12 protein-coding genes are annotated in these 15,541 nt (G+C 28.9%); 5 read left to right on the top strand and 7 right to left on the bottom strand.

What is annotated here, in order from left to right; translation table 11 throughout:
• Window positions 1–25 precede the first annotated feature (25 nt).
• The 7 genes from L8X24_RS04870 to mqnE form a co-directional block, all read right to left on the bottom strand.
• On the bottom strand, window positions 26–766 hold the full coding sequence (locus tag L8X24_RS04870; protein WP_263663850.1) for a Tfp pilus assembly protein FimT/FimU: 741 nt from the start codon (window positions 764–766) through the stop codon (window positions 26–28).
• Entirely contained in the window at window positions 763–1,920 is a 1,158-nt protein-coding gene (locus tag L8X24_RS04865; protein WP_263663849.1) for a hypothetical protein, read from the bottom strand. The genes L8X24_RS04870 and L8X24_RS04865 overlap by 4 nt, the downstream gene beginning before the upstream one ends.
• Window positions 1,921–1,926: 6 nt before the next feature.
• Window positions 1,927–2,460 carry a hypothetical protein gene (locus L8X24_RS04860; protein ID WP_263663848.1) on the bottom strand — a complete coding sequence of 178 codons (534 nt, stop codon included), beginning with the start codon at window positions 2,458–2,460 and terminating at the stop codon, window positions 1,927–1,929.
• A gap of 2 nt (window positions 2,461–2,462) precedes the next feature.
• On the bottom strand, window positions 2,463–4,862 hold the full coding sequence (locus tag L8X24_RS04855) for a molybdopterin guanine dinucleotide-containing S/N-oxide reductase (protein ID WP_263663847.1): 2,400 nt from the start codon (window positions 4,860–4,862) through the stop codon (window positions 2,463–2,465).
• Between the two features lie 63 nt (window positions 4,863–4,925).
• Window positions 4,926–5,366, bottom strand: a complete 441-nt coding sequence (locus L8X24_RS04850) for a phosphoribosyltransferase (RefSeq protein WP_263663846.1) — start codon at window positions 5,364–5,366, stop codon at window positions 4,926–4,928.
• 9 nt (window positions 5,367–5,375) lie between these two features.
• Window positions 5,376–6,692, bottom strand: a complete 1,317-nt coding sequence (locus L8X24_RS04845; RefSeq protein WP_263663845.1) for an NCS2 family permease — start codon at window positions 6,690–6,692, stop codon at window positions 5,376–5,378.
• Window positions 6,693–6,700: 8 nt separating this feature from the next.
• Entirely contained in the window at window positions 6,701–7,765 is a 1,065-nt protein-coding gene (mqnE, locus tag L8X24_RS04840; RefSeq protein WP_257933294.1) for an aminofutalosine synthase MqnE, read from the bottom strand.
• Window positions 7,766–7,880: 115 nt separating this feature from the next.
• Between mqnE and L8X24_RS04835 the strand changes: the two genes are divergently transcribed.
• The 5 genes from L8X24_RS04835 (at window position 7,881) to L8X24_RS04815 (ending at window position 15,525) form a co-directional block, all read left to right on the top strand.
• Window positions 7,881–10,235 carry a nucleotidyltransferase gene (locus L8X24_RS04835; protein ID WP_263663854.1) on the top strand — a complete coding sequence of 785 codons (2,355 nt, stop codon included), beginning with the start codon at window positions 7,881–7,883 and terminating at the stop codon, window positions 10,233–10,235.
• A 3-nt stretch (window positions 10,236–10,238) separates the two neighbouring features.
• Complete coding sequence (gene glmS, locus L8X24_RS04830; protein ID WP_263663844.1) at window positions 10,239–12,038, top strand: glutamine--fructose-6-phosphate transaminase (isomerizing); 1,800 nt, start codon at window positions 10,239–10,241, stop codon at window positions 12,036–12,038.
• A 128-nt stretch (window positions 12,039–12,166) separates the two neighbouring features.
• Window positions 12,167–13,558: a class II fumarate hydratase gene (gene fumC / locus L8X24_RS04825; protein ID WP_263663843.1), complete on the top strand. Its 1,392-nt coding sequence runs from the start codon at window positions 12,167–12,169 to the stop codon at window positions 13,556–13,558.
• A gap of 43 nt (window positions 13,559–13,601) precedes the next feature.
• Window positions 13,602–13,976, top strand: a complete 375-nt coding sequence (locus tag L8X24_RS04820; RefSeq protein ID WP_263663842.1) for an HIT family protein — start codon at window positions 13,602–13,604, stop codon at window positions 13,974–13,976.
• A gap of 196 nt (window positions 13,977–14,172) precedes the next feature.
• The gene (locus tag L8X24_RS04815) at window positions 14,173–15,525 is read left to right on the top strand and encodes a hypothetical protein (RefSeq protein ID WP_263663841.1); all 1,353 of its coding nucleotides are present in this window, start codon (window positions 14,173–14,175) and stop codon (window positions 15,523–15,525) included.
• The last annotated feature ends 16 nt before the right edge of the window (window positions 15,526–15,541 follow it).

Genomic DNA, 15,541 nt, shown 5'->3' with positions numbered 1-15,541 from the left:
CAGGGTGATACAACATCAATATATCTTATAAGGCATGACAGTAGGTGTTTTTATTATTAAGTATAATATTTTGTGATTTATTTGAAGAAAATTTAGGGATATAAGCATAGCCACTAATGGGATTTATAATAATGCATATATGCTCATTTTGATTATTAGATAATCTTATAATGCAATCATTATTAAAAGAAGCAAGTTTATCATAAGCACGTGTAGCATTTTTTAAAGGCGTATATAAACAACCATAATCATCAAAAACTAAACGCGTACTTCCTTTACAAACACCTTCAAATAAAACTTTAGATATACCATAAGTTTTTTCTATATTGTATTTTAAATTTGCTTTGAAATCATTTTGATTTATCACTCCACTTTGACCTGAGTTCATTAATATATCTGGATTGATAAGATCAACAGCTATTTCTCTGTCTTTATTGATCATATTTTTACCTATGTTTGCATTGCCATCGCCGTTTTTATCTAAAAAAATGGTATAGGTTTGTTCATTATTAGTGGCAGATTTTGAGCGTATAAAATACAGTTGCCATTTAGCCTTAAACCACTCTCGTTTAGCAATATTAAATTCTTTAACTCTAAAATCATTTTGCATTAAAGCTAAATGTCTTGTGTATTTAATATCATTTAAAACTTGCTCAGCTCCCAAGCGCAAATAATCAGGTTTATAATAAACATAAGCCATAGAAAATAATAAGGATAATATTATACAAACAAAAACCAGTTCTATTAAAGTAAAAGCTTGTTTCATTTTATAGAATAATATATTTTATGCTTACCTAAACTAACATAGATTTTACTAGCTTTTTTACTAGAATGAAGCTCTAGTTTACCCTTAGAAATACCATAAAATTTAAGTCTTAAGGCTAGTTCTTTATCTTGTGTAGCAATATGTGTGAGATTGTGTTGTTTTAAATTTAGAGCTAATTCTTTAGCTATGTGATAATCATAGGCAAAATGTCTTTTGGGATCTTTTAATAAATAATAAAAACTTTGATTAAAAACAATACCAAGATAAAAAAATAATAAAAATACCAAAGAACATTCTATAAAAATTTTATGTTTTAGGCACAATTGTGGCATTCTTGAACGATAAGAAGACATTAAATAACGAATCAACAAAGGCGTACAAACCACACAAAAAGGTAAAAAATCTTCTAAAAAAAGTCTTTGTCTTATAGAAAAAATTAAACAAAAAACAAAAGTACTTGCACTAATAAACCATAAAAGTGGCTTATCATCTTGTAAAAGAATTCTATAAACAACATAAAAAAAATAAAGAAAAATCAAAGGCGAAAAACAAGCTGCAAAAATACCCAAAGTATCCAAAAAATACCCCTTAGGCTTTCCACTTGCATCAAACCCATAAACACTCATTGCGATAGCAAATAAAATCAAAGAACATATAATAAGTAATTTATCTTTTTTATAAATAGCAAAAAAGAAAAAAGATAAGTATAAAATTGCAAAATTTCCATCTACAAAAAGAACTAAAACCAATAAAATATAAAATAAAAATATTTTCTTATATTCAAATAATACTAAAATTAAAAGCGTAAAAAATATTACAATGCTTGATTCATTAATAAGTAAAGCACTAGCTACACTACCAGGGAGCAATATAAAAAGTACAACAGAAATAAAAGCATCAAAAGAAGTTTTGGTGTATCTTAAAGCTAAAATGTATAATAAAATACAGCTTAAAGAATGCAATAAAACAAAAGGTAGTCTTAACCCAAAGTCATTTTGACCAAAAAGAGTAGTGCCAAATTTAGCAATCATAGCAATTAAGCTATGATCATAAAAATAAATTTGTGCTTCATTGTAGCTTATAGATAAAGTGCTTATGCCATACAATAAAGCACAAAAATCAAAAAATAAAACGGCTAGCAAATACCTTTTCATTTTTGATTAGTCAAGTTTTACAGGACCATTACTTGCGTGAGATTGTAAAAATCTTAAAATTCTATCTTTTTCTGCATCAGTAATTTTTGCAAACCCTTGCATAGCAGATAAGTATGCATCCCATTCTTCCATTAAATGTTCTTTTGGTTTATGTGCTGCGTGACAACTTGTACAAGTATCATAATAAGTTAATTCTATCTCATCCCAAGCAAGAATTTCTTGATCAGTTAAATCTTTACTCTTAACTAAAAATTCCATTTCATTGCTTGCATTTTTAGCATTTAAAGTAAGTAAAAGATAAATTCCATCTTTAGTATAAGCAAGGCTTTTTGGATTTGTCTCTACAACCTCACCTTTAACTTTAATCAAAGAATATTCACCCTCTTCTTTTATAAGCTCTACTTTAGAGCCTTCATAAATTTGTCCTACCACTTTTTTGTTAGCACTATCTAAAAGATCTACTTTTTCATTAAAAATAAACATATCTTTAGCAAATAAAGCACTAGCTAAAAAAGTCAATACTAATATAATCTTCTTCATTATTAAGCTCCTATAATTTCTGGTGGTGTAGTTGAGTTATAAGGTTTTATAACTTCTTTTAGCTTTTTAATACCCACTAGACAAGTATTAACGCTAGTTGCTTGAGCCATAGTTGAAGTTGGTCTTGAGCTTGTTAAAACATTTACATGACCTGCATTGCATCTTGGCTTGCTATCGCTTACATCTTCAGGGTCATACCAAGCACCCTCTTGGATACTAATAACCCCTTCCATAATATTATCTGTTACAAAAGCCCCTGCTAAAAGTGATCCACGATCGTTATATACTTCTACAACTTCTCCGTGTGTAATACCAAGTTTTTTAGCATCATTTGTATTAATCATCACAGGCTCTCTACCTTGAATTTTATACAAATCTCTTACCCAAGTATTATCAAGCTGAGAATGCACTCTATATCTTGGGTGTGGGCTTAACAAATGGAAAGGATATTTTTTAACTAATTTTTCATTACCTAACCACTCAGCTGGTTCAAACCAAGTTGGATGTGCTTTAAAATCTTCTAAATTATATTTTTCAAATTTTGGTGAATAAATTTGAATTTTTCCACTTTCTGTTGCAAGTTTATTTGCCACAGGATCAGCTCTAAATTCAGAGTGTCTTACGAAATTACAAGCTTCTTTTGGAGCTTCAAAATGAATAAATCCTTGTTTCCAAAAATCAGCAAATTCCATATAATAAGGACAATCACTTCTGCCATAAAAACCTTCAAGCCACTGCTCTTTTGTTTTATTTCCGGTGAATTTTTTATGCTCTCTTTCACCTATTCTTTTTGCTAATTCTTCAAAAATATCATAATCATTTCTACTTTCAAAATAAGGCTCAATTACTTTTTTCATAGCATAAACATAATCTTGAGAATAAGAACCACCAAAACTAATATCATCTCTTTCTAAAGTTGTAGTTGAAGGCAATACAATATCAGCCATTTTTGCCATAGGCGTCCACCAAGGCTCATGTACAATTAGCGTATCAAGGGTTCTTAAAGCTTTAATAAGCTCATTTGTATCTGGATGATGACCCAATACAGAAGCACCTACTACATACATAAGTTTGATTTTTGGATAGGTAATCTCTTTACCTTTAAACTTAACTGTTTTGCCTGGATTTAATATTGCTTCTGAAATTCTACTTGCAGGGATATTAGTATCAAGATTATTTTTACCTTGCGGTAAACCTACTGGTAATCTTACACCTGAAAATGCTTGTCCACCACCTGAATAATGCATTGAAAAACCAAATCCACCACCAGGTAGACCTACTTGACCTATCATTGAAGCTAAAACCATTAAAGTCCAATCAGCTTGTTCGCCATGATGCGCTCTTTGCATAGCCCAGTTACCTGCTAAGAAAGTTCTATTTTTTACAAAAGTATCTGCTAATGCGGTAATAACTTTTTCTTCAACACCGGTAATATTTGCAGCCCAAGCTGGAGTTTTATCAATACCATCAGTTTTTCCAAGTAAATAAGGTAAGAATTTGTCAAAACCATCAGTATATTTTTCAATGAATTTTTTATCGTATTTTCCACTTTTATATAAATAATTCATCATACCAAGCATTAAAGCTACATCGGTATTTGGACGAATTTTAATCCACTGGGCATTTAAAATTTCTGCTGTTTGAGTGTATTGAGGATCAATAGTAATAAATTTGATATTTGATTTGCTGTATTTTTTATAATACTCATCATTACCACGATTTGCAACTTTAAAGTCAATTTGGTTACATTTATAAAGATCAGCTCCCCATAAAACATAAACTTGAGTATTTTCTAAAATAACCTCATGAGAAGTTTGTAAAGAATAAACTTCTAAATCCCCTACTATACTAGCATTAACCTTACCAGCAGCTCCATTACTATACTCTCCATCAGTGCCGATATGACCACCTAAAGCTGTATTAAAAAATCTTCCTGCTACTGAGTTACAATTGTGCAATAAACCTACATGCCCCCAAGCACCATAACTTGCATTAAATAAATTTTCAATAGGAGTTTCTTTTAATTTTTGCAATACAAGCTCTAAAGCTTTTTCCCAGCTTACTCTTACAAAAGGCTCTTTACCTCTTAATTTAGGTCTTTTTTTACCTTCTAAGAAACTTTTTCTAACACAAGGATACTTTACCCTAGTATCTGAATAAGTTCTATCAATGATAGCATCAGTGATAATAGAAGGATGTTTGTCAGATTGTTGTGGTGTAACTTTTACAAGTTTTCCCTCTGAATTTACTTCAGCCCAAAAAGCACCAAAGTGAGTAGCGTGAGGAATTTTTTTAGTATCATAAAATTTAGTTCCCTCACTTGCAGCTATTAAAGGATTAACCGAAGCAATCGCTGAAGTAGCAGCAAGTCCTTTTAGAAATTTTCTTCTTGTTAAACTCATAAGACATCCTTTCTTAACAAAATAAAGTCAATATATATTATAGCATTTGTATTTGATTTAAAGCTAAATTTTAATACTCCAAAAAAAGTCAATCCACTCTTTAGCTTCTTTTATATAAAACTCAGGGATTAATAATGCTGAAGGTTTATAAAAAACACTTGCTACTTTGAGTTCTAAATGAGGATATTTTTCCATTAAAACTCTTTTGATTTCTATCATAGTTTCACCACTATCTATAATATCATCTACCAAAAGAATTTTTTTGTATGAACTAAGATCAGGGATATTAAAAATTTTAATCGTATCTAACTTTTGCGTATCTTCATAATGAATGGAATTTAAAGAAAATAAATTTCTATTACCCATACCTTCTGCTAAAAAATGACCCAAAGTCATACCACCTCTTGCAATGGCAAGTAACACATCAGGATTAAATTCTTCCTTAATTTTGCGCGTAAAAGGAATAATTTCTTTTTGAAATTCTTCATAAGCATAATAATACATAATCACTTCCTATAAAAATTGTAATAAAAATACTAATAATGAAATCGCACTTAATACAATAATACCAAGATTAATTTTATCAAATTCTTTTTGCATAATACGCATAAATAAATACGCAATAAATCCAAAAGCAAAACCTGTAGTAATAGAGTAAGTCAGTGGCATCATAATAATAATAAAAAATGCACTCACTGCTATAGCTTTATCTTTAAAATTAATATTTGCAACTTCCATAAACATTAAAACTCCAACAAGCACCAAAATAGGATAAATAGAATTTGCAGGAATAGCTTTAAATACTGGCAGTAAAAATAAAGTAAAAATAAAGCATATAGCAGTAACTAAAGCTGTAAGCCCTGTCCTACCTCCTGCTTCTACCCCTGCTGAGCTTTCCACAAAAGCAGTTACAGTAGAAGTTCCAATAACAGCCCCCATAGCCGAACTAGCAGCATCAGCGCCTAAGGTTTTACCTAATTTTTTCTCACCTTGTTTTGGATCATCAAAGATTTTTCCTCTTGAGCCTACACCTGTGATTGTACCCACACTATCAAAAAGCTGAGTAACAAAAAAAGTAAGTACTATAGGAATCATACTAAGCTCTAAAGCTCCTTTAATATCAAGCTTACCAAATATAGCGCTTAAACCATTATCTCCACTAATAACTGGTAAAGATAAAAGTTGCTCTGGAAACCTAGCTCCATCAATACCAAAAATCCAAGCACATAAAGCACTTACAAAAACAGCTAAAATAAACGCAGCTTTAATCCTCCAAGCCCAAAAAACAAAAACTAAAAATAAACCAAATAATCCAAAAAGTACTTTAGTGTTTGAGAAATCACCCAAACCTACTAAGGTTGCTTCGCTTTTGGTGATAATCCCCATTTGCACAAGTCCCATAAAAGCTATAAAGGTTCCAATACCTGCTGATATAGCTTTTCTTAAATCATTTGGTATGCTTTTTATCACCCAAATCCTAAAATTAGTAAAAGATAATAAAGTAAAAATAACACCCGATAAAAACACAGCTCCCAAAGCGCTTTGCCAAGGAATTTGATAGGTATTGCACACACTAAAAGTAAAATACGCATTTAGCCCCATACCCACACTCATAGCCACAGGAGTATTAGAGAAAAAAGCACTAAAAGTAGTAGCTATAATAGTTACTAAAGCAGTTGCAACAATTAAAGCTTCTAGTGGCATACCTGAATTACTCATAATATTTGCATTAACTGGTATAATATAAATCATTGCTAAAAAAGTAGCAATACCTGCATAAATTTCAGTTTTTACATCACTATTATGTTCTTTAAGTTTAAAAAAATCCATTTTTATCCTTAATAAGTTTTTAATTCATTATACAAACTATCTCGTTCTATTGCTATATAGCCTGAGCTTTGAATCATTTCTATAAAAGTTTTTAAACTCAAGCCATTTGAACTTTTTGCCCCACCTGCACTTTGTATGCTTTCTTTTTCTATAGTACCATCTAAATCATTTGCACCAAAATCTTGAGCTACCATAGCTAAATTTATGCCCATGGTTGCCCAATAAGCTTTAATATTTTTAATATTATCAAGCACTATCCTTGCTATAGCTAAGGTTTTTAAAATTTCTACCGAGCCAAGTGGTTTTTTACCCGTAATAAAACTATTATCTTGTTGCCAAACTAAAGGAATAAAAGCATTAAAACCACCAGTTTGATCTTGAAGATTTCTCAATCTTATCATATGATTAATTCTATTTTCTCTACTTTCTATATGCCCAAAAAGCATTGTGGCGTTACTTTGTCTGCCTTTTTCATGCCAAAGTTTGTGAATTTTTAACCAATTTTCACTACTTACTTTACCATGACAAATTTTTTTTCTAACTTCCTCATCAAAAATTTCAGCCCCACCACCTGGCATAGAATCAACGCCGTATTCAAGCATTTTTTCTATCACTTCTTCATAGCTCATATTAAAAGCCCTGCTTAAAAAATCAATCTCAGCAGCAGTTAAGGCTTTAATATGTAAAAATGGATATTTTTCTTTAATCATTTTAAAAATTTCCAAATACCACTGCCATGAAGTGTTTTTATTATGTGCTGAAACGATATGAATTTCTTTTGTATCTCTTAAAACTGTTTCATCAACTATTTTCATTATCTCTTCGTGCGACATAGTATAAGGATTAGGATTTTTCCTGTGTGCTGAAAAAGCACAAAATTTACAAGTATCTGCACATATATTTGTAGGATTAATATGGCGATTGATATTAAAATAAACCTTTTTACCATGCAAATTAGTTCGAATTCTTTGTGCGTATTTGCCTAAAGTAAAAAGCTCTAAATCCCAAAGCTTGTTAGCTTCTTCTTCATTTAATCTTTCTTGATTTTCTAGTTTTTCTATAATTGTTTGCATATTCTTACCATTTTTTAAATTTAAATTACAATTATAATTTTAACTTACTTAAAATTTAATACAAAGTATTTTTGGTATGATACTAGTAAAATTAAATAAGGATTATTATCAAGTTATGGATATACAAAAAATTCAAAAATTAAAAAATTCTTTAAAAGATTATGAAGCTTATTGCTCTAGACTTTTTTTAAAACAAGGCTCGTTTAGTTTTTACCATTCTAAAGAAATTGATCGTTTTATAGAAGATGTTTACGAGCTTGTTTTGAATGATTTTTTTGATGATTATTTTCCGCATAATGATAAATTCCCTTTTTGTATTATCGCTATTAAACAATATGCTAAAATGAATTTAAGTATAAAAGAAAATGTTGATTTATTACTTATTTATAAAGATATAAAAGCTTATAATATCAAGCCTTTAATGAAAGCATTTATTACTTCATTAAATGATATTAATTTAAATATCAATTATCAAATTTGTGAAATAAATGGACTTTATAATATAACTAAAAATGAACTAAAACAAAATATTTTACAATATCGTTATATTTGCGGATCTAAAATTTTATTCAAACAAATCAAAGAAAAAATTTCTCAAGCTCAAGATGAATTAAAAGAAGAATTTGCTTTAAAAATCTTACAAGAATTTAACCCTTATCATCAACCTTTAATCAAGCAAGAATTTGATATTAATAAAAATTTTGGTGGTTTAGATGAGCAGCTTGATATAGAAAATTTAAGTATATTATTTAAAGATTCTCCTAAAAATTATATGCTTAATTTTATCAACGAAAAAGAATTAAGCGAATTTAAACTTGCAAGTGATTTTTTATTTTCACTTAAATGTGCAATGAATCTTTTAGAAGGTAAAAACACTAATTTATTTTTAATACAAAATTCACAAGAACTTGCTAACTTAATGCAAAAAAAAGAAAAGAAAAATTTAGATCTTAAATCCATACTTATTCAAAAAGCCATGCAATGTATGCAAACTTGTGGAATTTATACGCAATTTTTAGCAAGGTGTATCCAAGAAAAACACTATAAAGATAATGAACTTTATGAAACACAAGATAGCTTTTTTACTTATTCTAACAAAAGTGAAAACCTAAACTTGATATTAAATCAACTTTTAAAATTAGATGATAAAGATTATAATTTTGATATCAAACTCATTTTTGCATTAAAAAGAGCAGAAAATAAAGATGAAAATTTAGAATTATTCAAGAAAATTTTAGAAAGAAAGCATTCTTTTGCTCTTTTAAAACTTCTTGCTGATGCTAATATTTTAAAAGATTTTTGCAAACCTCTTACTCAAAGCAAATTCTTACTTGAAGAAGAAGGTGTTTATAGTGCATTAGATAGAGCATTACTTTGCTTAAAATACTTTGAAGAAAAAGATTATAGCTTTGATGAAAATACACTTTTAATAATAAAACTCACCATACTTTTAAGTGCTATTCACGAAGAAAATGAAATTTCTTTAGCAAATATTTACAGGGCTTATGTAGGAAAATTCCAAGTTGATAATGAACTTTTAGATTTTGGCTTAAGATTGTATAAAAATTTTAACGCTTTTAAAGACATTATAGAAAAAGAAGATATTTATAATTCTACTATTGTTTTAAATTTTATTTCCAAATTAAATGATATAAATACCTTAAAAACCTTACATCTTTTATCTTTTTGCAATGCTAAAGCTTTAGGTATAGAAAATCATTTTTATTATAAAAGTTTAGAAAGATTATTTCAAAATGCATTAGAAGGCTTTGAGGATGAGAATTTGATTGATGAGAGCCAAAGAAGAGTAAAAAAAGAACAAACCCTAAAAAGAAGTAAGGCTTTTTTAGATCTTGATGAGCAAACTCAAGATAATATCACTCATATTAAATCTAATCTCTTTTTTATAAAAAATAGTTTTGAAAAAATCATTAAAATAGCACAAATTGCACAAAAAGAAAATTTTACTTTTTGGCTTGATAATCAAGATAATTTTACTTTAGAATTAATTATGAATAGAAAAAACAATCTTGAAAATATACTCAATACTCTAAGTTCTTTGAATTTAATTTTTATGAGTTTTTTTGAATTATTTGATGAAAAAGTTTATTTGAAATTTGAATATTCAGATATAGTAAGCGATACTCAAAAACAAAGTTTAGAAAATTTACTAAATTCTAAATTGCATTTAAAAGTACAAAAAAAGGCAAAAAAACCAAACATTAAAAAAGATGAATTAAAATTAGATATGAATTATTCCAAAAGCTATGCCAAAATAACCTTAAACACAAAAGATCAGAAAGGTTTAATGGCTTATGTGATGGATGTGCTTGCAAGATATGATATTATCTTAAGCGCAGCAAAAATTCAAACCATAAAAGAAAGAACGCGAAATGTTTTGATTTTGCATAAAAATGAAAGCTTGCAAGATCATAAAGATCAAATTCTTAAATCACTAATAAGCGAGTAAAAGATGTGTGGAATAGTAGGATATATAGGGACCAAAGAAAAGAAAAAAATCATATTAGAAGGCTTAAAAGAGCTTGAGTATAGAGGTTATGATAGCGCTGGCATAGCAGTAATGAAAGATGGAGAGTTAGACTTTTTTAAAGCGGTTGGAAAATTAGAAAATTTAGCCAATAAAACTGCTAATTTTAATAGTGATGGCTTTGGACTTGCTATAGGCCATACGCGTTGGGCAACTCATGGAAAACCAACTGAAATAAATGCTCATCCACATTTAGGACAGTACTCTTGTGTAATACACAATGGAATCATAGAAAATTACCAAGAATTAAAAACAAAACTCACACAAGAAGGTATTAATTTTCTAAGTCAAACCGATACTGAAGTTATTGTGCATTTATTTGAACACTATGCAAGTAATTTAGAACCATTTGAAGCTTTCAAAAAGACTATAGCTGAATTAAAAGGTGCTTTTGCAATCTTGCTTGTAAGTAAAAAAGATCCGAATACAATTTATTTTGCTAAAAATGCAGTGCCACTCATCATCGGAAAAAATGGCGATGAAAATGAATATTATTTTGCATCAAGTGATGCACCTTTAGTTTCTTTAGTGGATAAAGTAGCTTATCTTGAAGATGGAGATTATGGATATGTGAATTTAAACGAATGCAAAATTTGTCATGATCAAGCTTGCATACAACCTACTTTTGTGGCTTTAAGTCAAGATAAAAGTTATGCTCAAAAAGATGGTTATAGATTTTTTATGGAAAAAGAAATTTATGAGCAAAGTAGAGTTTTAGGCGAAGTTTTAATGGGACGCTTACAAGGTGAGCAGATTGTTTTTGAAGATATAGATGAAACTCTTTTACAAAACATAGATGAAATCACACTTTGTGCTTGTGGCACAAGCTATCATGCAGCATTAAGCGGGGCTTATTTGCTTGAAAGACTTGCAAAGATTAAAACTAAAGTTGAAGTAGCAAGTGAATTTAGATACAGAGAAGCCATTATAGGCAAAAATACTCTTTTTATAGTAATCTCTCAAAGTGGTGAAACAGCTGATACACTTGAAGCTTTAAAAATAGCAAAAGCACAAGGAGTTAAAACTTTAGCAATATGTAATGTGGATAATTCTAATATCGTGCGTTTAGCTGATATATCATTACTTACTAGAGCGGGTATTGAAAAAGGTGTGGCTTCAACTAAAGCTTTTGCCACTCAAGTAGCAACTTTATGGATGCTTGCAATCTATCTTGCACAAAAAGCAAATTTAGATATGAGTAAAGAAATCAAAGCTCTAAGAAGCTTGCCAAGTATAGTTAAAGTTGAACAAAACTTACATGAAAAAGTACACAGAATTTCAAAAAGATACCTACATGGCCATGGCTTTTTCTTTATAGGAAGAGATGTATTTTATCCACTAGCATTAGAAGGGGCTTTAAAATTAAAAGAAATTTCATACTTGCACGCTGAAGGATATCCAGCAGGTGAAATGAAACATGGGCCTATCGCTCTAGCAGATAGCGAGCTTTTTACCGTTGCACTAATGCCGCAAAATTGCCTTTATGAAAAAACCAAATCAAATGTAGAAGAATTAGCTGCAAGGGATTCTACCTTACTTGCTATTTCTCCACTTGATTTTGATTTAAGCGATGATTTTATAAGAACTTCAAAACAAGAACACTATATGTGTGAATTTTTTGAAATGATGGTAATCTTACAGCTTCTTGCCTTAGAAGTTTCTATAAGACTTGGTAATGATGTAGATATGCCAAGAAATTTAGCAAAAAGTGTTACCGTAGAATAAATATTTTGTGTAGTTTTGAAAAAACTACACTTTTTTAAAAAATTTTATAAATACTTCTTAAATTATAAGCAAACTTTAGGGTTTATTTGGTTTAAATATCATATCTTATTTTATTACAAGGAAAAGCCATGGAATATAGAATCGAACACGATACTATGGGAGAGATTAAAGTTCCTAATGATAAATATTGGGGTGCACAAACTGAAAGAAGTTTTGAAAATTTTAAAATTGGTTGTGAAAAAATGCCAAAAGTTTTAATTTATGCTTTTGCAAATCTTAAAAAATCTTTGGCTTTAGTTAATAACAAACTTGGCAAATTAGACGATGCTAAAAAAAATGCTATTGTGCAAGCTTGCGATGAAATTGTAGCAGGAAAATTTGACGATAATTTCCCACTAGCAATATGGCAAACAGGTTCAGGCACTCAAAGTAATATGAATATGAACGAAGTTATAGCAAATCGTGCTACTGAAATTATGGGTGGTGATTTTAGAAAAGAAAAACTTGTTCATCCAAATGATCATGTAAATATGAGCCAAAGCTCAAATGATACCTTTCCAACTGCTATGAGCATAGTTTCAGTAGAACAAGTAGAAAAAAAACTTATCCCTGCTTTAGATGAGCTTATTGCGACTTTTGAAAAGAAAGTAAAAGAATTTGAAGGGATTATTAAAATAGGAAGAACTCACCTTCAAGATGCTACACCACTTACCCTAGCTCAAGAATTTAGTGGATACCTTTCTATGTTACTTCACTCAAAAGAGCAAATCATCGCTTCTTTGCCTACATTAAGAGAGCTTGCAATAGGTGGGACAGCTGTTGGCACAGGATTAAATGCACATCCAGAACTTAGTGAAAAAGTAAGCGAGGAATTAAGCAAGCTTTTAGGTACTAAATTTGTTTCAAGTCCAAATAAATTCCATGCACTAACAAGCCATGATGCAATTAATTTTACCCATGGAGCTATGAAAGGCTTAGCTGCAAATTTAATGAAAATAGCAAACGATATTAGATGGCTAGCAAGTGGCCCTAGATGTGGTCTTGGAGAGTTAAACATACCTGAGAATGAACCAGGAAGTTCCATCATGCCAGGTAAGGTTAATCCTACTCAATGTGAAGCTTTAACTATGGTTGCAGTGCAAGTTATGGGAAATGATGCAGCTATTGGTTTTGCAGCAAGCCAAGGAAATTTCGAGCTTAATGTTTTTAAACCTGTGATTATTTATAATTTCTTGCAAAGCCTTGATTTATTAGCTGATGCTATGCATTCATTTAATATCCACTGTGCTGTTGGCATAGAGCCAAATAAAGAAAAAATAGATCATAATTTACATAATTCTTTAATGCTAGTGACTGCATTAAACCCACACATTGGCTATGAAAACGCAGCTAAAGTAGCTAAAAATGCTCACAAAAAAGGTATTTCTTTAAAAGAAAGTGCTATGGAGCTTGGCTTGGTAAGTGAAGAAGACTTTGCTAAATTTGTAGATCCTACAAAAATGATAGGACCAAAAAAATAATCAAAAGACTAGGAATAATCCTAGTCTTTTCTTAAGGGTTAGTATGATTTATGAAAATGATTATTTATTTATAGAAAAAGAAAATTCTCAAATTCCCTGGGTAAAAATTTTTACTAAAGAAAATTACAGAGAATTAAGTGATTGCCCAGCCTTTTTGCAAAATATGCTTTTTCAATATGTTTTAGCTTGTGAATTAAGCCTTAGAGAGTACTATAACCCAGAAAAAATCAACATAGCTTCCTTTGCAAACTATGTACCAAGAGTGCATTTTCATGTTATGGCACGGTTTAAAGAAGATGGGTTTTTTCCTGAATGCATGTGGGGAAAACAGCAAAGAGAAATTAAGGATTTAAATTTACCTGACTTTGAAGAATTTATATCAATTTTACTTAACAAAATAAAAAATATTCATGTTTAAAAAATTTATTAATTCTAGCTATATAGCTTTATTGAATCATCCACTTGGAGTTATTTTTTATTTATGTTTTTGGTTTTTTGTAGCATTTTTTAATGATTCATACCAAACTAGTATTTTTTTACTTTTAACCCTATTTATAATTTTTTGTGAAACATTCACTGAATCAAAAAGCAATTTAATACAAAATTATAAAAGTTTGAAAAATTTATGGGTTGGATTTTTTGGGCTAATTTTTTATATATTTTTAAATTTTATTTTTAAAGATGGTATAGAAAATTATTTAATATTTTTTACTAATAATTCTTTGTATATTTCCTTAACAACAGCTCTTATAGCTTTAGTATGTGCAAGAAAATTATATGATTTTAATTATTTTCATCATTTTTTAGCTGCCATTTCTTTTAGTATAAGCTTTTGGTTCATTTTTGGTATATTTTTGGCTATATTTTATGGTTCATTTGATTTTTTATTTGATATTTCTTCAAGCATGTTAGATTCTTGTGTTTTATCATTATGGCTTTGTAGTGCTGGAATTGTTTCTTTATTTTTACTTGGCAATTTTACTTCATACAATTTTCATAAAATTTTTGTTTTTATACTAAATACTTTTAGTATTTTATATATAATCATGCTTTTTACCTATGGTTTAGGAGCATTATTTAATCTTTTAGAAAATCTTAGTATAGTTCATTTATGTCTTTGGTTTGGTAGTTTTTTATTAATTAATCTTTGGATAAATTTATCTTTTTATAAAATCAAAAAATCATTACTTTATGCCTTTTTTATTGTGGTACTATCACTAAATATTTTCGTATTTTATGCTATTATAATTAGAATTACACAATATGGCTTTACGCCAGAACGCTTAGCAGTATTAGCTTTAAATTTATGGCTTTTGATTGCAAATTATCTAAGCGTGTTTAAACAAAAAATAGCATTAAAATTTTCTTTTTATCTACTTGCACTTATGGCACTATTTTTAGGATTTTTTGCAAATTACATAAGCTTTTCTTCACAAAAATATCAATTGCAAAAATTAGAAAACTCTATACATTCTTTAAATCTTGACTATATTCAAAGCAGGCAATATTATAATCAAATTAAAAGTATCAAAAACACTTTGCACAATCTTAATAAAAATTATAACAACAATTATAGTTTTGATGATTTTTTAAAAACTTATAATTTAACTCATTTAAAACCACAAAAGATAGAATTTCACAATATGTCCAAAAAATTTCATCCAAAATACTCCAAATTAAAAGAAAATTATGATGAAGTATTATTTGATTTTATTGCTGATTCAAGTGACTTTAAATATTTTATGAAAATTGATGATAATACCTTGTATTTTTTACTTCAAGAAAAAGAACTTTTAAAGCTTGAAAATTTTGACAAAATATTAAAAAATTATCAGAAAAATTCGCAATTAAGCTACAAACTTAACAATAACTCATCTTTGATTTTTATCCCTTTAGAATTTAATATAAATACAAAAGGTCAAATAACTTTTTTCAAAACTCATATTTTCATTAAAAACACCAAATAGACTTTATTTATGCAAA

The organism is Campylobacter sp. CNRCH_2015_0814 (genome assembly GCF_025772765.1).
Classification (GTDB): domain Bacteria; phylum Campylobacterota; class Campylobacteria; order Campylobacterales; family Campylobacteraceae; genus Campylobacter_D.
Note: the sequence above shows the minus strand (reverse complement) of the source record. Positions and strands in the feature narration are given on the sequence as shown.